19 protein-coding genes are annotated in these 17,700 nt (G+C 43.2%); 5 read left to right on the plus strand and 14 right to left on the minus strand.

Annotated features, from left to right (window positions below; genetic code table 11):
• Positions 1 to 31: 31 nt before the first annotated feature.
• Entirely contained in the window at positions 32 to 847 is an 816-nt protein-coding gene (locus OCU49_RS02600; protein ID WP_261843475.1) for an AraC family transcriptional regulator, read from the plus strand.
• A 203-nt stretch (positions 848 to 1,050) separates the two neighbouring features.
• Here the strand turns inward: OCU49_RS02600 and OCU49_RS02605 are convergent, their stop codons facing one another.
• The 7 genes from OCU49_RS02605 to OCU49_RS02635 all read right to left on the minus strand — a co-directional run bounded on the left by OCU49_RS02605 (position 1,051) and on the right by OCU49_RS02635 (position 9,736).
• Positions 1,051 to 1,812 carry a phospholipase D family protein gene (locus OCU49_RS02605; RefSeq protein WP_261843476.1) on the minus strand — a complete coding sequence of 254 codons (762 nt, stop codon included), beginning with the start codon at positions 1,810 to 1,812 and terminating at the stop codon, positions 1,051 to 1,053.
• A 224-nt stretch (positions 1,813 to 2,036) separates the two neighbouring features.
• The gene (fhuB, locus tag OCU49_RS02610) at positions 2,037 to 4,061 is read right to left on the minus strand and encodes a Fe(3+)-hydroxamate ABC transporter permease FhuB (RefSeq protein WP_261843477.1); all 2,025 of its coding nucleotides are present in this window, start codon (positions 4,059 to 4,061) and stop codon (positions 2,037 to 2,039) included.
• The gene (locus OCU49_RS02615; RefSeq protein WP_261843478.1) at positions 4,058 to 5,050 is read right to left on the minus strand and encodes an iron-siderophore ABC transporter substrate-binding protein; all 993 of its coding nucleotides are present in this window, start codon (positions 5,048 to 5,050) and stop codon (positions 4,058 to 4,060) included. Before OCU49_RS02615 ends, fhuB begins: the two co-directional genes overlap by 4 nt.
• Entirely contained in the window at positions 5,044 to 5,805 is a 762-nt protein-coding gene (locus tag OCU49_RS02620; RefSeq protein WP_261843479.1) for an ABC transporter ATP-binding protein, read from the minus strand. The genes OCU49_RS02615 and OCU49_RS02620 overlap by 7 nt, the downstream gene beginning before the upstream one ends.
• 15 nt (positions 5,806 to 5,820) lie before the next feature.
• Positions 5,821 to 6,558 carry a siderophore ferric iron reductase gene (locus OCU49_RS02625; protein ID WP_261843480.1) on the minus strand — a complete coding sequence of 246 codons (738 nt, stop codon included), beginning with the start codon at positions 6,556 to 6,558 and terminating at the stop codon, positions 5,821 to 5,823.
• Positions 6,548 to 8,704, minus strand: a complete 2,157-nt coding sequence (locus tag OCU49_RS02630) for a TonB-dependent siderophore receptor (protein ID WP_261843481.1) — start codon at positions 8,702 to 8,704, stop codon at positions 6,548 to 6,550. Before OCU49_RS02630 ends, OCU49_RS02625 begins: the two co-directional genes overlap by 11 nt.
• Positions 8,705 to 8,815: 111 nt before the next feature.
• Complete coding sequence (locus tag OCU49_RS02635) at positions 8,816 to 9,736, minus strand: AraC family transcriptional regulator (RefSeq protein WP_261843482.1); 921 nt, start codon at positions 9,734 to 9,736, stop codon at positions 8,816 to 8,818.
• A 242-nt stretch (positions 9,737 to 9,978) separates the two neighbouring features.
• Between OCU49_RS02635 and OCU49_RS02640 the strand changes: the two genes are divergently transcribed.
• Positions 9,979 to 10,440, plus strand: coding sequence for an EVE domain-containing protein (locus OCU49_RS02640; RefSeq protein ID WP_261843483.1), 462 nt, complete (start codon positions 9,979 to 9,981; stop codon positions 10,438 to 10,440).
• Positions 10,441 to 10,549: 109 nt separating this feature from the next.
• Here OCU49_RS02640 and OCU49_RS02645 read toward each other — a convergent pair whose 3' ends face one another.
• On the minus strand, positions 10,550 to 11,002 hold the full coding sequence (locus tag OCU49_RS02645) for an OsmC family protein (RefSeq protein WP_261843484.1): 453 nt from the start codon (positions 11,000 to 11,002) through the stop codon (positions 10,550 to 10,552).
• A 102-nt stretch (positions 11,003 to 11,104) separates the two neighbouring features.
• On the opposite strand from OCU49_RS02645, the gene OCU49_RS02650 reads away from it, so the two are divergent.
• The 3 genes from OCU49_RS02650 to OCU49_RS02660 all read left to right on the plus strand — a co-directional run bounded on the left by OCU49_RS02650 (position 11,105) and on the right by OCU49_RS02660 (position 12,946).
• Positions 11,105 to 12,007 (plus strand): LysR substrate-binding domain-containing protein, encoded by a 903-nt coding sequence (locus OCU49_RS02650; RefSeq protein ID WP_261843485.1) that lies wholly within the window; start codon positions 11,105 to 11,107, stop codon positions 12,005 to 12,007.
• 337 nt (positions 12,008 to 12,344) lie between these two features.
• On the plus strand, positions 12,345 to 12,665 hold the full coding sequence (locus OCU49_RS02655) for a type II toxin-antitoxin system RelE/ParE family toxin (RefSeq protein ID WP_261843486.1): 321 nt from the start codon (positions 12,345 to 12,347) through the stop codon (positions 12,663 to 12,665).
• Complete coding sequence (locus OCU49_RS02660; protein ID WP_261843487.1) at positions 12,662 to 12,946, plus strand: helix-turn-helix domain-containing protein; 285 nt, start codon at positions 12,662 to 12,664, stop codon at positions 12,944 to 12,946. The genes OCU49_RS02655 and OCU49_RS02660 overlap by 4 nt, the downstream gene beginning before the upstream one ends.
• A gap of 1 nt (position 12,947) precedes the next feature.
• Here the strand turns inward: OCU49_RS02660 and OCU49_RS02665 are convergent, their stop codons facing one another.
• The 6 genes from OCU49_RS02665 to OCU49_RS02690 all read right to left on the minus strand — a co-directional run bounded on the left by OCU49_RS02665 (position 12,948) and on the right by OCU49_RS02690 (position 17,656).
• Positions 12,948 to 13,916, minus strand: a complete 969-nt coding sequence (locus OCU49_RS02665; RefSeq protein ID WP_261843488.1) for a phage integrase — start codon at positions 13,914 to 13,916, stop codon at positions 12,948 to 12,950.
• Positions 13,917 to 13,957: 41 nt separating this feature from the next.
• Positions 13,958 to 14,644: a hypothetical protein gene (locus tag OCU49_RS02670; protein ID WP_261843489.1), complete on the minus strand. Its 687-nt coding sequence runs from the start codon at positions 14,642 to 14,644 to the stop codon at positions 13,958 to 13,960.
• 117 nt (positions 14,645 to 14,761) lie between these two features.
• The gene (locus tag OCU49_RS02675; RefSeq protein ID WP_261843490.1) at positions 14,762 to 15,295 is read right to left on the minus strand and encodes an Hcp family type VI secretion system effector; all 534 of its coding nucleotides are present in this window, start codon (positions 15,293 to 15,295) and stop codon (positions 14,762 to 14,764) included.
• Positions 15,296 to 15,308: 13 nt separating this feature from the next.
• Positions 15,309 to 15,716, minus strand: coding sequence for a hypothetical protein (locus OCU49_RS02680; protein ID WP_261843491.1), 408 nt, complete (start codon positions 15,714 to 15,716; stop codon positions 15,309 to 15,311).
• A gap of 57 nt (positions 15,717 to 15,773) precedes the next feature.
• Entirely contained in the window at positions 15,774 to 16,031 is a 258-nt protein-coding gene (locus tag OCU49_RS02685) for a site-specific integrase (protein WP_261843492.1), read from the minus strand.
• Positions 16,028 to 17,656, minus strand: coding sequence for a hypothetical protein (locus OCU49_RS02690; protein ID WP_261843493.1), 1,629 nt, complete (start codon positions 17,654 to 17,656; stop codon positions 16,028 to 16,030). The genes OCU49_RS02685 and OCU49_RS02690 overlap by 4 nt, the downstream gene beginning before the upstream one ends.
• Positions 17,657 to 17,700 lie beyond the last annotated feature (44 nt).

Genomic DNA, 17,700 nt, shown 5'->3' on the forward strand with positions numbered 1-17,700 from the left:
TGGTTGCGTACTGTTTGTAGTGAGATGTCTAATGCAAGATCGAATTGAATATCAGCATGTAAATGACATGCCTGGCCTGGTGCTGGGGGATGGCTGTTATTCAGAATTTCGGTTTGAGCCACATTACCATTTGGACTACCACATTGGTCTGGTGATAGATGGTGTACAGAGGCAGCGTTTTCAGGGGCAAAGTGTTCTGTTGGGGCAAGGGCGGATTTCGGTCATGCCACCGGGTGAAATTCATGACGGGCATGGTGAGCATAATGAGAGTTATCGGATGAAAACATTTCGTCTTGCTCCAAAGCTGCTTTGTGATGATATGAGTGATGTATCCGGGCTGACTTTCAATCCAGAACTGGCCGGAGATATGTTGGAAAGTCCGCGTCTGGCTGATGGTTTATTGCGCTTACACGGGAGCGTTTTGCGGGGGCGTGATGTTTCTCTCGGTACAGAAAGTTTATGGTTAGAATTACTTGCGGTATTGATCAGTCAGTTACAACCCGTCAGTTTTACTGAGATTAAAGGTGGGCTGAGTAATCAGCACTGGCAATGGGTTAAGGAGTATTGTGATGCTCACCTGGCAGAAAAAATAAAGTTAGAACAGTTAGCCGTACTATGTGGATTGAGCCGGTTTCAGTTCCTGCGTCGCTTTGAACGGACGACTGGACTGACGCCTCATGTATGGTTAATCCGGCTTCGGTTAGAGCGTGCATGTTTATTGTTGAGTGCGCCGGGCGTGTCTATTGCCGGGGTTAGTCAAAGTGTGGGGTTTTATGATCAGAGCCATTTTAATCGTGCCTTTAAACAGGCATATGGTGTGGCACCTTCAGGTTATGTGAATCAGTAACTCTGTTACCACTTACCTAACGGGTAAGTGTTCCGTTTTACATACATCGCATTTTTCATTGTCTGGTAAATACTGATGCTGGCTTAATGTAAGACATCAGATTAACTGCGTTTTTGAGTTATATGGGAGATGTTGGTGAGACGTCAACTTTGCTGACTATAAAAAAACAGGCAGCCGCTAGGCTGCCATAAAAGTAATGCTGATTAGTTGCTCAGCATTGTGTGGAGGTTTAGATCCGCAGGCCACAGGAAATAATGACCGCTGGAGTTTTCGTGGAATTCTGCGCCAATATCCATGCTCTTTTCGGTAAGTTCATCCCGGCCATTTTCAGTACTGATAAAGCCTGATGCGCGGAGCGATGTCAGTAAGCGCTGAGCGTTAGTCTTATATTTGGTTGCTAATAGATTTGTGCTGATTTTTTCTTCGTCTGTTAGCGGCTGCGTGGGTGTTAGCAGTGTCTGCGTAACTGTTGGCATATATAGAGGCTGTTTGTTCTCTGACGTCGTCAGATCTACAGGTTGTAATGTGGGTATCTGGTATTGTTCACTGCCTATGCGAATGAGGCGCTCAGCTTCTTTCACTGAATCAGTATAAGCATCTTTGTCATCTTTCTTTGAAAGCAGAATGCTCATTTCATAGTTGTTTACCTGACTGAACTCATAAAGGTTCATACTGCTGACAATACAATAAGATTCGTTGAGATAGCATTTTGCGTGTAAATCATCACAAAAGAGTAATTTAATTTTGGTGCTGCTTAACAACCAGCTCTTTTCGTTCTCGTGAAGCTCCTGCTTACCATAAACAATGTGAAATGAGACTCCCTGCAAAATAGCATCTTCAATGAGTTTCTTTATGCGTTTATTAAGTTTCAGGTAGGGGCTTATGAGCACAACATGTTTGCGCGCTTTGCTGATCAGATTTTCCAGTACGAAGTTTGTAGCACTGGTGTTTAAAAGCTTCGCCATTGTCTTTCCTTCTACCCACTTGCGGGTAAGCTTTCGCTGTTTTTGCGTTCATATCCCCCGATATGTATTTAATGTAGCACGATTATTTTGTCGCTATTAGCTGACAGTCAACGTGTTTTCAGGATTGCGAAAACGGAAATTCAGGCGGTGTAATTATTGCTGCTTTGTTACTGTTTAAATACAGGGCGACAAGCAGAATATTCCTGTTGTCGCACAGGTAAATTTTAATGACGGGCTCTGCTACGAAGTAGCAAAATAATAAAATAGCCGCCTCCGAGAGCAGAAGCTAATGTGCCAGCAGCTATTTGGCCGGGATATAGCAAGTTTCTGCCTAACCAGTCTGCCAGCATCAGTAAACTGGCTCCTAGTAAGGCTGCTGTTATTAGCTGGCTGCGGGCAGACTGTGCGCCGAGCAGGCGAGCCATATGAGGGGCCAGCAGACCGATAAATGCAATCGGGCCCAGCAGAGCAGTGACCAGAGCACAGGCGAGAGCGACAATTGAGAGTAAGCACCAGATACTGCTTTCTACTTGCATACCTCTGCCCTGCGCCAGTGGTTTGCCGATACTCAGTAAGGTAAGCCAGCGGCTACTCAGCAAGCCGAGCAGTAAAATCAGTAAGCTACCTGTGAGCAATATAGCTGCTTGTGGTGCTTCTACACGATAGGTACTTCCGGCCAGCCAGCCGAGAATTGTATAGACATTTTCGCTGCCATTAGCCAGTGCAAACTGAATAAGTGCTTCCACTAGTGCAGTCAAAGATATGCCCAATAAGATGATAGCCGCCGGGGAAAATTGCTGCCGCTTTGCCAGACTTAACAGAATTAATAACAGGCCCGCGCTGCCGGCCAGAGCAATGAAGGGGCCTGCACTGGTGAGTGGTTCTCCGAATAGAAGAGTGTATAGCACCAGAGCAGCACTGGCCCCGGCGGAAACGCCGAGTAGGTCCGGGCTGGCAAGCGGATTGTAAATAAGCCGTTGCAGCAAAGTACCGGCAACAGCCATTGCAATACCGGCAGCCATCGCAGCGACAATACGGGGAGATCTGAGTTGCCAGTCAAAACTGTTTGGCCAGCCCCATTGCCAACTTATGCCGGTATGGTTTAAAAAGCTTGCCAGTATAAAGCAGCTCACTGCGGTGAGTATTATTATGACCCACTGATAGATGCCAATTCGACGCACAGGCAGAGCTTGTAAGCTAAGTTGATCTTCAGCACGAAGCTTTTTTAATGCCAGAGCGATCAGTACAGGTGCCCCGCAAATAGCAGTTGCTGTACCGGTAGGAATGATTTCTATTGTCCAGAGGCTGAGCAAGCGGGCAAATAAGTCTGCACAAAGCAGTAGCAGTGCCCCAAGTAAACTGCTGAGCCAAAGTTGGTCCCTGGCGCTGCGGGCACCGCAAAGGCGCGCAATATTTGGTGCGATTAAACCTATAAAGCTGATAATTCCTACGGCGGTTATAGATGCTGATACTAGCCAAAGCGTGGCAATGAATAAGACTAAAAGTACCGGTGTTACGTTTAAACCTCTGGCGCCAGCGCTCTCCTGACCGAGTTTTAACAGCTGCAACAGACGTGGGGCAAGTAATAAAACGGGTATTGCAATCAGGAGTTTGGGCGCTAACCAGCCAAGCCATTGCCAGTCGTTCTGAGCCAGGTCTCCGGCTCCCCATATGAACAGCTGCTTTGCATGCTGATCCCGTAACAGAATGATGGCGCTGGTAATTGCTCCTAATAAGATATTAACCGCCATGCCTGCGAGTACTACAGGCAAGCCTGAAAGCTGTCGAATGCCGGCAATCGCCAATACCAGACCCATAGATAACATAGCGCCAGCCATCACCAGCACTGAGGTTGTGTCTGGATTCAGGCTGGGAAACCACACACTGACAACTATCAGTGCCAGCCAGGCACCGGAAGATGTTCCTAAGGTAAGTGGTGAAAGCAGAGGGTTCCGGGTGACCTGTTGCAATAAACTGCCGGCCAGCCCTAAAGTTGCACCAACAAGCAGCGCAATAATCAGCCGTGGAAGCGTAGCAAACAGATAAACAAACTCCGCAAATTCGTCAGGAATTTGTCCGTTAATCAGCGACCATTGCTGAGCAATGGACAGCTGTGTGTCCAGTTGTAAGTAGGCACTGCCAATCAGCAGTGTTAGTAACAAAGTAAAAGGATAGCGCTGTCTGAATAGAATCTGCAGCCAGTCATTGGCTGGGTTTGGTTTTATGGAAGTAGCTGCGCTGCAGGTCATGAAACTCTCCGCTTATTATCAGAAAGCTTGTTTCCAGACGTCTTGTTTCCAGACTTTTTGTTGCCAGAAGTCTTTTTTTCAGAGAGTTCAATCGGAGCTATCTTTAACAGGCTATCTGTTAACGTCTGAGCAAGATACTTCAGCGACATAGCACCGCCATAAGTCCAGGTAGCAGGTACTGCCTGAATATGTCCTTTGCGAACAAAAGGCATTGCTTGCCAAAGTCTGGAAGCTGCAAGCTTGGGCCATTGGGCGAAAGGCTCAAAATAGAGCACTGTGCCTTGCTGAATTTTGCTAAGTTCCAGTACACGTTTTTGCACTAATCCCCACTGACTATTTGGTTGAGGTAATGCTGGTGAAATGCCCAGTTGCTCCAGTGCGTATTGACTCATTGAGTTATTACCGTAGATATACACCGAAGAAGGGTTGGCAAAACGGACAGTCGTTACTTTTGGTAATTGCCCGGAATATGCTTCTGACAGTTGTTGGCGCAGGGTACGAAACTCTTCCTGCATGGCCTTGAGCCTTGTTTCAGCCAGTTGTTGCCTGCCGAAGAGTTGTGCCAGTTGACGATAGACCTTAATAGCGGCTTGTGGATTACTGTGTTCTGCACTGAATGTTTTGAAAAACAGCACCGGCGCAATTTTTTCCAGTCGCGGGAGTATGCTGTTATGTACCTCATTTATAAGAATTAAATCCGGTTTCAGGCGGGCCAGTTTTTCTAAGTTAGGTTCACTGCGGCTGCCCAGTTCTTCTATCTCTGCCGGCAGGGCGGGTTGCCGGACCCATACTTCGTAACCTGCCTGGTCTGTCATGGCCAGCGGTGTGATGTCTAGTTCAAGCAGTTGTTCGGACAGGGTCCAGTTTAAACTGGCAATACGCTGCGGCGTGGCTTTAAATGATTGCGGTCCACGGCTGTCTTCAATTGTAATTGCGGCCTGAATAATTGTACTGAAGCTGAGCAGACTGATGAGTAGAAGCTTCAACATACTACAGCAACCTTATTATTCTGATGATTCAGAAGCTCGATATTGACGTTGAACAGATTGCTTAATGATTGCTGGTTGGCAAACTGCTCGATGTCTCCCTGAAATGCCAGCTTGCCCTGCTTTAATACGATTACCTGACTGGCAAAGCGAAGTGCCAGGTTGATGTCATGCAGTACGATGATGACACCGCGGTTATGCTGTTGGTGAAGTTCTTTCAGCATGCTCAGTAATTCGTATTGATGTGCAAGATCCAGAGCAGCAGTGGGCTCATCGAGAATAAGTACCGGAGATTCCTGAGCCAGTAACATAGCTATCCAGGCCCGCTGTCGCTCTCCTCCGGAAAGTTGATCAACTAAGGTATTGGCAAAGTCAGCGACGCCTGTTTGGAGCAGCGCCTGGGTAATTTTATGATTGTCTTCAGCAGAGTAGCGGCCTAATAATCCCCTCCATGGGAAACGGCCTAAACGTACTAACTCTTTTACTGTCAGGCCGGGGGCATCAGGCAAGTGCTGTGGAAGGTAAGCAATTTCCCGGGCCAGTTGTCGCTGTTTAAGTTTATTGAGAGGTTGCTCGTTAAAATTAATCCCACCCTTATCCGGATGAACCTGTCGGGCCATTAAATTCAGTAAGGTCGATTTACCTGAGCCATTATGGCCAAGCAACAGCGTGAAGCTATCAGAACTGATCTGTAGATGGTCAATATCAAGAATTTGTCGTTGGTTACGATGTATCTGGATATTATCGAGTTCAAACATAGTGAAAATCCGGCTTTATTCAGGAGTTGTATTAGGACGGGGGCAGTTGACGCATAATTCGCCATCCAGGCGTTTGTAGTGCATACAGCAACTGAGACGGATAAGTTGTTGGTTACCATCAAACTGCATACCTCTGGGAGGCAGTTGAACCGCTTCCAGCCACAAAGGCAGATGGGCACGGATTTCAATTTCAGTAAACGACCCAGAGATCTTTGGAACTCTGGCAAGCGCACTTGTTAACTGATCGCTAAGCAAGGATTTCGCCAGTTTTGGGCGCAGTGTGCAGACTTGTTGTAACTGCTCCAGCAGCGAGTGCGTAAGTGCGTTCAGTTCTGCTCCGGCACGCACTATGAGTTGTGGACTATTCCCCTTAAACCAACATCCGGGTGGCAGGGCGTAGCCGGCGACAAGACCATTGTTTAGCTTCTGAGCTATCTGTTGCAGAGGTGGTATTGCTGACAGGCCATAGACGGCAGTTATTGCGATGAGTATTGGTTGCCATATCAAAAGTTCCCAGCTACGAACAGACCAGTAGCTGCGACCAGCTTCAGGATAATAATGTTGCCAGTAATTATAGAGTTCGTTCAGGCTTGACTGAGGAGTGCAATTGCGCCGAATCACATAACCGAACGGTTCACCAAGGTGGCCGCAAAGTAAAGGATTCAGCTGCTTAGTCATGCTAAACAGCTGTTCATAGAGGATATCTGGCGGTGGAGTACCGCCAGAGAGTTCATGAAATGTCTCAGAATTCATATTTAAGGGTAGCTTCAATGGTTCGGTCAGCACCGAACCAGCAGTTATTTGCATCAAAACAGCTGACATTTCGCTTATCAAACAGGTTGTTCACAGATAGATTGAAGCTGGAACCTTGCAGGCTGCTGTTATAAGCGCCTAAATCCAGATTCATAGCCAGATCGACCAGTGTATATCCAGGAACTTTACGGGTGTTTGCAGCGTCCAGCTGGGTTTTACCAACGTAGCGAATACCCGTGCCCAGGCGCATGGCGTTGCTCAGCTGATAGTTTGTCCATAGGGTTGCTTTGTTTTCAGGCACCCATACAGGTGTTTTACCTTGCAGGCCTTTGTTGTCCTTTGTGAACTCCATATCCAGAACGGTTGCTGTGAAATCGACGCTGAGCTGATCGCTCAGATCACTGCTGATTTCAAACTCGATACCCTGAGAACGCACTTCACCAGCCTGTATTTGATCTAATGCGCCACCGGATGGATCCCGGGTCAGAACGTTTTCTTTCATGATTCGAAAGGCTGACAGTGTGAAATTAGTATCGCTACCCAGGGGCGCAAACTTTATGCCTGTTTCCCACTGATGGCTGGTGGCCGGTTTAAATACTTTGCCGTTACGATCACTACCACCGACTGGCTCAAAACTTTCCGAATAGCTAATGAACGGTGCCAGGCCGTTATCAAAGTTATATAGTGCGCCGATCCGGCCAGAGAAGTTGGTTTGTTCTATGTTGTTGTTAACTGCAGCGTTATATTTACGGCCCTTTTCAGTGGACTTATAGTCATCGTAGCGACCACCGGCGATGACTACCCAGTTACCCAGGCGGATTTGGTCTTGCAGATAAATACCCACCTGCTTGCGCTCAATATCAAAATCACTGCTATAGACTGTGTTGGTCAGGGTCATTCCAGGGTTAATCTGGTGGTGATCTGGCGCAAACAGATCAATCGTTGCAGTTGCCGCATCCTCATATTTAATGTTGGACTTAAGCCTTTGGAAATCTATACCTGCCAGTACATTGTGCTCGATATTTCCCAGTTGAACACGGCCAGATAGCTGGTTATCCACAGTGAAGCCTTTGGATGACTCATCAGTCAGATAGGCGCGTCTGTTAAGAGTGCGGTTGTCAGCAGCAAAACTACCACTGTGATAGGTGTTTTTTTGTAAAGCATCGGCGTCCATAACGCGCGCGTTATGCAGGAATGTCCAGTTATCATTGAATGCATGGCTTAGCTTATAGCCAAGTAATGTGACATCCCGGTCATAGACATTCCAGTTTGCATCGCCAGCAAAGCTGGTAGTAGGTAATTCGCCATTAGGGTTACTGAATACAGAACCCGCTGCGGGTACTGTATTGTAAATACCAGCAGCAGGATCCTTCTGTGTGTACAGATTGAAGTTCAGTAATGTCTGGTCTGTTAGCTGCCAGTCGACTGAACCTGCAATGAGGTAACGTTCTTCTTCAGCAGTGACAGCCTGGCTGTCTTTTTGGCGGGCTAATCCGGTGAATGTATAGGATAAGTCCTCGCGGCCAGCAATACTGCCTGTCTTATCGATGGTGGTTTGACGCAGATTATTGCTGCCAATCGAGGCTGATATACTGCCGGTTTCATCATGGTTTGGTTGCTTTGCTATGATATTGACCATGCCCCCTGGTGGCATTGCACCATACAGAACAGATGTTGGGCCTTTGAATATTTCTATCTGCTCAATGGCAGCTGCATCTATCTGAGGTTGTAAATTCCAGTCGTTAAACAGTAGGGGTAAACCGTCATAAAAGTTTTGTGCATTCTGGAAGCCTCTGATAGTGAACTGATCCATTCGAACCACGCTGCCACCCCGGAGCTCAGTATTCACGCCTGGTGTATACCGCATTGCTTCGTTTATTGAGCTCACACCGCGCAGGTTAAGTTTTTCCTGATCGATAACGCTTATGCCCTGAGGTGTCTCTTCCGGTTCCAGGGAAGATTTAGTACCAGTGTTACGGTATGTCTCAGCAATAATGACAATATCTTTTTGCACTTGGTTTGTAGCCTGGGTGCCCGATTGCCCGTCGGCGAGGACCGTTGATGGTAATGCTGCAGTAATAGCCAGCGTCAGTAAATTACGCGTGGTTGGCGCGAGAAGTGAAAGTTGAGAGCCTGTCGACAGCATTGTGGTACCCGAATTACAGAAAAGTTGATGAAAAAGAAAACAATTCTTATTTCGGTAAATGATAATGAGTAGCTGAATGACGAACTTAACCATTTGGTGCAAGTTTGGTTGTCAGAAGCGGATGGATGAATCTGCAGAGCTAACAGGCATCCAGTATTCCATGTAAGCGTCGGCGCATTGCGGGTCAAAATTACGGCCGTAGACTTCAAGTTCGTAGCCATTTTCGCCTTTATAGCCTGATTCTGGTAACCAATTACACAGAAACCATTCCAGTGTTTTATCTACGTTTTTAACGTGGCCGCGATAGGGAATTACTGCATAGGTTTGTTCAGGAATTTCAACACACTGTAGCAGGGAGCAAAGATCTTCAGCCGGATTTTTAAAGCAGGCCCAGTAAGGGAGGTTGCTCGTAGCTTCTTCTGCATTCAGGTTTATTACGCCAATATTATCGAAATGACAAAAGGCATCTATTGGCACACAGCGAGCCAGCTTTGTCCAAATTTCAGGAACCTTCTGGTCGTAATTAGGTGTTTCTGAAAAGAGCCCGTCAATGTGGCCACAAACGCCGTAAAGCTTTGTAGCCGGGCGGGTTTCAATTTTTACCTGCAACAGCTTCGGTGGTAGTTCTGGTTTAAGGCGGTCGGGGCGGCTCAACGATAAGGGCTGGCGTAGACCCTGAAATTCGCCACGTTTACGGTATTTACCCGGAGGGCAGCCGTATTCTTTTCGAAAACTGCGGTTAAAACTGATCTCAGATTCAAAACCACAATTGAGCGCAATATCTAATTGACGAAGTTTGGTCGTCAGTAAAAGTTTGGCAGCAGTACTCAGGCGAATGCCTCTGACATACTGAGCAACGCTCATCCCGGTTTCTCTGTCGAATACTCGCTGGAACTGCCAGCGTGACCAGCAACTCAGCTCGGCCAGGTTATCCACAGTAAGCTGTTGATCCAAGTTTTCTTCAATATACTGAAGTGCCCGTTGAATACGGGCAATTTGTGGAGGGCTGGTTTCAAAGGCTGGTGTTGCCACGGCACGGATCTCACTGGAAATGTCTGAAGCTGATAAGCCGACCCTGGCTTTGACTGTTTATTGATCAAATGATCAGACGGGATACTAGCGGGTTTGCGAATGGGTGTAAATGAGAATTGTTACTGTTTGTTTTGATTTGCGGATCATTAACAGAATCTTGATGTACTTAGTGGCTGTACAATCTGACTGAGTAAAAATATGCTAGGACGGCTCTTAAGCTTTGATTACCTGAGGAAATACAGATGCAGTATTGGTTATTTAAATCTGAACCTGATGCGTTCAGTATTGATGATCTGGCAGCAATGCCTGACCAGACAGAGCATTGGGACGGTATTCGAAATTATCAGGCACGTAATTTTTTACGTGATCAGGTTAAGCTGGGGGATCAGGTGTTTTTTTACCATTCCAGCTGTAAGGACGTTGGAATAGTGGGTGTTGCTGAGGTAGTCAGGGAAAGCTATCCGGATTTCACGCAGTTTGATCCTGAGTCGAAATATTATGATCCGAAGTCTTCACCGGACAAACCACGCTGGGTGATGGTGGATATCAAGCTGAAGCAGAAATTCAGTAAAATTCTGCCGTTGAAAGTCATAAAGGCGATGCCAGAAATTACAGAAGTCGGTCTGGTGAAAAAAGGCCATCGGCTATCGATAATGCCTGTGACAGATATTGAATGGCAGCTGTTGCTGGCGGCAGCAAACTGAAGCTTTTAGCGGTTGTCAGTTTGAACTGCCTGCGTTTTTAATTACCCTGAGGTCTGAATCGCATAAGTGGTGCGCTAGATATTTAGGTATGTGGCCTAAAAGCGATTAGCTATTTAATTCTTACTTCGGTAAGTACTGAATTAGCAATAAAGCAGGCGTTGTGCGCTTTATGATGCAGCTCAGCTATTTTCCCTGCGTCAGGTTGTTCGCCACTGAAGATGATCTTAGGCTGTAATGTTACTTCCGTCATGGCTAACCTTCCTTCAGCATCTTTGCTTAAAATACCTGTTGCTTCATCGGTATAGCTATCCACTATTAGCTTGGCCCGTGACGCAAAATCCAGGAAAAACAACATATGGCAACTGGACAGTGAAGCCACAAATGCCTCTTCCGGGTCGACATTATCAGCTTCAGACATGGGTAAAGGTACGATGTGTGGGGAAGATGACGCTGGTACAGTAACGCCACCATCAAAACGCCATTCATGTCCCCGGCTGTATTTACGGCTTAAAAAATCTTCCTCTTTTCGCAGCCATTCCACCGTCGCATAGTATTCAGACATAATTACTTCCTTTAATAAAACTCATGTTGAGTGAAGTTTGAGATAGAATAAAAGGCGCTACAACCGATTTTATTTCAATCCTAATTAACTAAAGCTCATATCATGTTGTTATCCCGAATTTCACTGGCGTCTCTGAGGACCTTTTCTGAAGTGGCCCGACAGGGTTCTCTCAGCCTGGCCGCTGAACAGCTTTGTATCAGCCCAAGCGCTGTTAGCCATCAGATGAAACTGCTTGAACAACAGCTAGATACGGCATTGTTTATTCGCCGTGCCCGTGGTGTTGAGTTAACGGGGGCTGGTAAACATTTAGCTGAGTATGCCATACGTTCTATGTTGCAGCTTGAACAGGGGTTACAGCGGGCAACGCAAGCATCACAGCGGCAATTATCTGTTGCTGCAATTCCTGCGATAACACAGTTGTGGTTGGTTCCTAAACTGCATCGTTTTTATGCACTGCACCCGGATATTGAACTCTCAATTATTGATCAGGATGCTTTGACTGATTTTAATCAGCAAGCTGTTGATCTTCATCTGCACTTTGGCAGCGGTGAATGTATAGGGTTGAAAAACGAGTTGCTAATGCCTGAGTGGGCAGTACCTGTTTGTCATACGGATTTATTAGCAAAGTTTGGCAGTGCAAATGAGTTGTTAGAAGCGGACAGTACTCGCCGTTTAACCTATACCGGTTTTGATGAAGACCGCCCCGGCGGGCTTAACTGGTCTGGCTGGTTTAATCAGGCAGGCTTGAGCCTTAATCCAAATCAGGCGGTCACTCACTTTAATCATCTTGCGCCATTATTTTCAGCAGCCAGCTATCGACAAGGTATTGCACTTGGTTGGCAACAACTCATTCAGGATGAGCTTCAGGCTGGTCGTTTAGTTGCCCTGAGTGAGACCCGTGTGCATCTTAAGTACAGCTATTATGCAATCGCTCCTGAAGTGCATTTCGAACGGGACGTTGTGAAGCTGTTTTTAGCCTGGATCAGGGACGAATGTAGGAATTGATGCTAAGAGCGGTGCAGTGAGCAGCAATGCATAAAAAAACGCCTCACAGGAATAGTACCTGTGAGGCGTTCTTTTATGCATTTGGTGGAGGTGGCGGGTTTCGAACCCGTTCTGAGCACCTATCAAACTACATAAGTTGTTGTAATCCTTTCGTTTGGGTATTGTCACCTATCAATGCACCAGCACTTTTTTAGGTGTAGTGTGGACACTTTGTGGACGTTTAGGTTTGCAATAGATTCTGATCATTATGTGAATTGTTAGTTGCTGTTTGCATTGTGATAGTTATACGTTGATTTGACATACAGAAGTTATCATATATGATAACTAGGGACGGAATGTGACTTGGAATGTTGATTTTTATGATGGTGTAGCGGAAGCCATTTTAGATATGCCACCAAAGATTCAAGCTCGAATGCTTAAGTTGTTAGAAATGATAGAAAAGCATGGAGCTAACCTTGGCCCTCCTCATACTGAATCAATGGGTAATGGGCTTTTTGAAATTAGAGCTAAAGCAAAAGAAGGAATAGGTAGGTCGTTTTTTTGTTACATGGAAGGCACTAATATTCAGGTGTTACATGCTTTTGTAAAGAAGACTAAAAAAACTCCTAAGAAGGACTTGGATTTAGCAACGGATAGAATGAAAGAGGTGAAAAAATGAACTTACAAGCATTGAAGCAGCGCTCTCTTCAAAATGAAGATGTTCGTAAAGAGTATGATGCATTGGAAGGTGAGTTTGCACTTATCAATCAATTACTTGAAATGCGTAAGGCTGCAGGATTAACACAAGAGCAAGTAGCTGCGGTGATGCATACAAAGAAAAGTAATATTAGCCGCTTGGAAAAAGGTGGTGTTGCGCCGAAAGTTGACACTTTGAAACGTTACGCAAATGCTTGTGGTTATGAACTAAATCTTACGTTTCAGGCTAGAGCGGCAGGGTAGTTTATTGTATCAATGGATTTAGTTTAACAGCATCCTGTAAGTGATCGGGTGCAAGGTGAGCATACCTCATGGTCATGGTAATCGTACTGTGACCCAGGATCTTTTGCAGGGTGAGGATGTTGCCGCCGTTCATCATGAAGTGGCTGGCGAAGGTGTGACGCAGAACGTGTGATGCCTGACCTTTAGGTAATTCAATGCTGGTTTTCTCCAGTGCTCGATTGAAGGCTGATAGAGAGAAGCCAAACAGCTTATCTTCTGTCCGTTTCAGTATTTCTTTTTCCAGATCCTGTGATATTGGTATATAGCGGTTCTTGCCGCTTTTGGTATCGGTGAACTGGATCTGTCCGTTTCTTATATGGCGTTTCTGCAGTGACTGGGCTTCGCCCCAGCGGCAACCTGTGGATAAACAGATCTTACTGATCAGCAAGGCATCAGAGTGTTTGATAGTACTTAGTAGCTCTTTGATCTGTTCAGTGGTCAGGTAGGCCAGTTCAGTTTCTGCGATCTTGATGGGTTTAACGCCTTCAAGTGGATTTTGATAGTTGATCACCTTAGTGCTGATTAGCTCGTTGTAGATGGCCTTTAGGTACGTTAAGTGGTTGTTTAACGTCTTTGGTTTACAGCCTTCCTGCAACTTAGCGTTACGGTATTCAATGAACGCATTAGGGGATAACTTAGCGGCTTTAGGGTTACCCATCACTAACGCCATCGCATCAGCTGCACGCTTACGCCGTGTACCGTCTCTGAGATTGATACCGCGATTGTTGTACCAAACTTCTATTAAATCCTTTAACCGACGGGTATCACCATTCGGATTCCACGCTTTGCCTTGAGTAGCTAAAGATTTTATATGTAGTTCGTAGCGTTGCGCTTCCGCTTTTGTATCAAACTTTTTACGTAGACGCGGGCCATCCCGACCTTCCGGACGGATATCTAGTAGCCACTGGTTGTCTGCTTTTTTGATGGTCATGTTTTATACATCGAGACCGTAACTACAAAGACATGGGTTTTTTATTCTACTTCTACGTATTCCCATATATTTTCTTTTCTATTGTATAATTGAATGGGTTTTAAAAAAAAGTTTAATATTTTTGTTAGTTGTGATTCTAGCCTCTCTATTTGTATTATTGTGTTTCTTACGGATGCTACTAATTCTGGATAACGTCTTGTTTCTCTAGTAATAAAATTTCCTAGGTTAATTGTTAAAGGTTGGGGGCTGTGCTTCTCATTTTCGTTGGTCTCTCTTTTTGGGTTTCCTTTGAAGAAGTTTTTTAAAGCTGTTTCGTCGATTAAAACTTCCATTATTTTTTGATAGCAATCAAGAACGCTATATTTCCATCGAATAGAGCCACCTATTATTAAGGTTTCATTAGTATTCGATTTTAGTTCACCTGATATTAAATAGAGTTCTTTTTGAAATTCATATGATGCTTTTCCAAACTCGTATGAGTGTTTGTCAAGCTCTTGTCCTCGTTGTCTATTTGATATTAGAGTTTCGTCTAAGTGGCCGCAGTTCATTTCTATAATTGTTGTATATACCTCATATAGTCTATTATCATAACTATTCATTCTTATCTCGAGTTCGTTCTGCATACTCGTTTTAAAAATTCTTTTCATTACATTATCTATTGTTCCTATTATGTCACCAAAAATATGATCACCCTGAACAGGATCTTCTTTTGTTGCACTATCGTTCATACGTGATGAAGTTCTGTATACAGATCTTCTGAAAGTATTATTTTCCATGATTATGCAAGGGAGGTCATATAGGTATTCATTGTAATAACTCATGATATATTATGACTCTTAATGATTTTATTGAGACATCAGTGCTTTTGATTCTAGCGCTGAATTTGTAACGTTATATTTTACAGTTATACCTTTTTTAATAGACCCTCCTATATCTTCACTATAGTATGTAGTAGATATGGAGGTATATGTTAGAGATATTTTCTCAGTTACTTTATCATCTGCTTCGTTATGAATAGTGTAACTTGATATTCTTGATTTTTCTAAAGTAATAATTAAATATGGAATCGATCCTGTTCCATCTCTTGCCGACTTTGTTAAAAGTATGTCTATGTTTTTTCCATCAGGGCCTGGTGAAAATAGAAATGTGTTTAAATAAGGAGTTGCACCATCAGCTTCTCTAGATATATTTATATCACTTAAGGCTACGATACCTTTGTCAGAGCTATTAGCATTACCTACATCAACTGAAACTCCTCTTGAGGCATGCCAGTTAATAGTCTCGATAGCGAAGAATCCTTTTTTGCCTGAAATTTCTCCAATTGTAGCCGCACCTTCAATCGTGTTTATACCTTCTATGCGCATGTAGTCAGATGCCATAATGATTCCTTGGTTATTTAATATTATTGACGAGATACCGTTTAGTGCATCGAATGAGCACAATTAGGAAAAAGCATGCTCCAGCTATTTTCAAATTAAATACTAAGAGCTGATCTGGCATGTGAGCGAATGCTGCTTTGAAGTCGTTATGAAACTTCAGGCCGAGAATGATTATGGCTATATACAGGATGATTTCGTACACAGACCAAGGGGCTTTCTGGTACTGAGGCTGACCGGGGATGGCATCCATAGTGGCAGGGGGAAGTGATGGCGTAGGTTGAGCGTCGTCCGTTTCATAAGCCAAGCGGCTTTCTCTGAAGCGTCCTTTAATGACGTTGCTCTTTTTGGTTTCTTGCTCTTCGAGCTTATCCAGCTTTTCTGCAAGTTGTTTGCGATAGTAATCGCGATCATCAATAGCCATACCACTTCCTTCCTTATCCTTGTGGTTTGTAAGTCCTTTTACCAGTTTTCTTCTTTTTTATATAGGTTTGTTTAGTTTTAGGTTGTTACTGAGATTGATGCTGAGGTTGCTGTACCAAACCTCTATCAAATCCTTTAACCGCCGGGTATCACCATTCGGGTTCCAGGCTTTACCCTGAGCGGCTAAAGATTTGATATGTACTTCGTATCGCTGTGCCTCAGCTTTGGTATCAAACTTCTTACGCAGACGAGGGCCGTCCCGTCTTTCTGGACGAATGTCGAGTAGCCATTGTTTGTCTGCTTTTTTGATGGTCATGTTTGAGCGGTATTAAATAATTCAATACATTCTTTATTATTATATTTATCGGTATGTGAGAGTGTATTATTATCTAATTTTATGTCATTAGGTAACATGTCTAATGCATAATTTATATTTATAGTTGCTAGACTTTTAAAGTGTAATTTAATTTTTAGAATTGTAAATTTATGTAATTTGTCAGCGTTGTTATTTGAAATTTCTGAGATATTTAATCTATAAACCTGAAGCATTATTTTTATCATTGAAGGATATCTATAAGAATTCAAATTCAGATTTGAAATTATTTGTTTTTTAATCATGTACTGCATTTTCTTTTCAAATGCTATATGGAATTTGAATTTTTTATCAACATTATTGCAAGAAAAAATAGATGTCCAAATCTGGCTAAGTAATAATCTTATATCATCGTCATTGTTATCTATTCGTGATATGCAGTCTAAATATTTATAGGCTGTTTGAGATGTTATATCTACAATAGATCTGTTTTTTATTGTGTATGTTTCTTTGATTGGTTTTGGATTGTCGTGTAAAATGATTTTTGTATGAGAAAATATTTTACTGAGCTCTAACGTTACTTTTGTAAGATGTAAATAGTGTTTACTATCTCTTAATGTTTTGTTGGGCTTGTTAGATAGCTTTGATGTTGTTAGCGAAATAATCTTTTCAATTTTATAAAAAGCATTTTTCATTCCTTTTGTAATAGATAGTGATTCGTTTTCTATTTGTAAATATAATGACTTTTTTACACAATCCATATATTTTTGTATTTTCCATTCAGAAATATTATCTTCTGATATTTCCCATCCTAAAAAAGGTGTGTAGTCGCTATTTATAAAGCTGATATCTTCAAATACTTCTTTTGAAAAAAATTCAAAAAGTCCTAATCCAGATAAACTGTGCTCTCTTAGTAATAAAGAGTTTTCGTTACTGAAAGATTGATTAATGATTTCTTGTAGTAAAAAATAACCAATACGATGGTCTTTAGATTTTTTACATTCTCTTATGATTTTTAGTGTTGTTGATGGAGCTTGGCAAACTAAAATACTACAAAAATACTTATCTGATAAAATATCTAGTATGTTTAATGCACCAATTGATCTTTTATTAAAGGGAGAATTGGTTACGTCATATTCTTTTGCTGACTCAAATATATCGGAAATGGATTCTAAAATCTCTTCTGCAAATGATGCTATAACTTCATTATTTCCCTTAGCTATTATTTCTAAAGTTTTTTGTGTGAATTTCTCAGGGTTAGAATTTCTAAAGCTTGCTGGTTTGCTTATTATAATTATAAATATTAATGTTACTGCTATTAATATTATTGATGACATCAATTCCCAAAATATTGGATAGCCTATAATGATTATTGCTTTTCCTGGCAGGATAGGAAGAATTGTAGAAATTATTATCCCGGAAGCTGCTATTGCTGTGAAAAGGAATAAAGCTGGAATTGTTTTATCTCTTACTTCTATCCTAAATCTAACTATGGGTGTAATCAGTTGCATTATTGCAATATATAATGCAATTACGGAAACTAGTGTACCCAGAGAAAAGTAAACTGTTGGCAGTGATGGGTTATATGAGCATTGACCTAGTAGCTCGACTCCTAAACATGTTGGCATGATTTCCATTTCTATTTTAAGTTGTATTCAGTGTATGCGCTCAG

This window comes from Aliamphritea ceti (assembly GCF_024347215.1).
Classification (GTDB): Bacteria; Pseudomonadota; Gammaproteobacteria; order Pseudomonadales; family Balneatricaceae; genus Amphritea; species Amphritea ceti.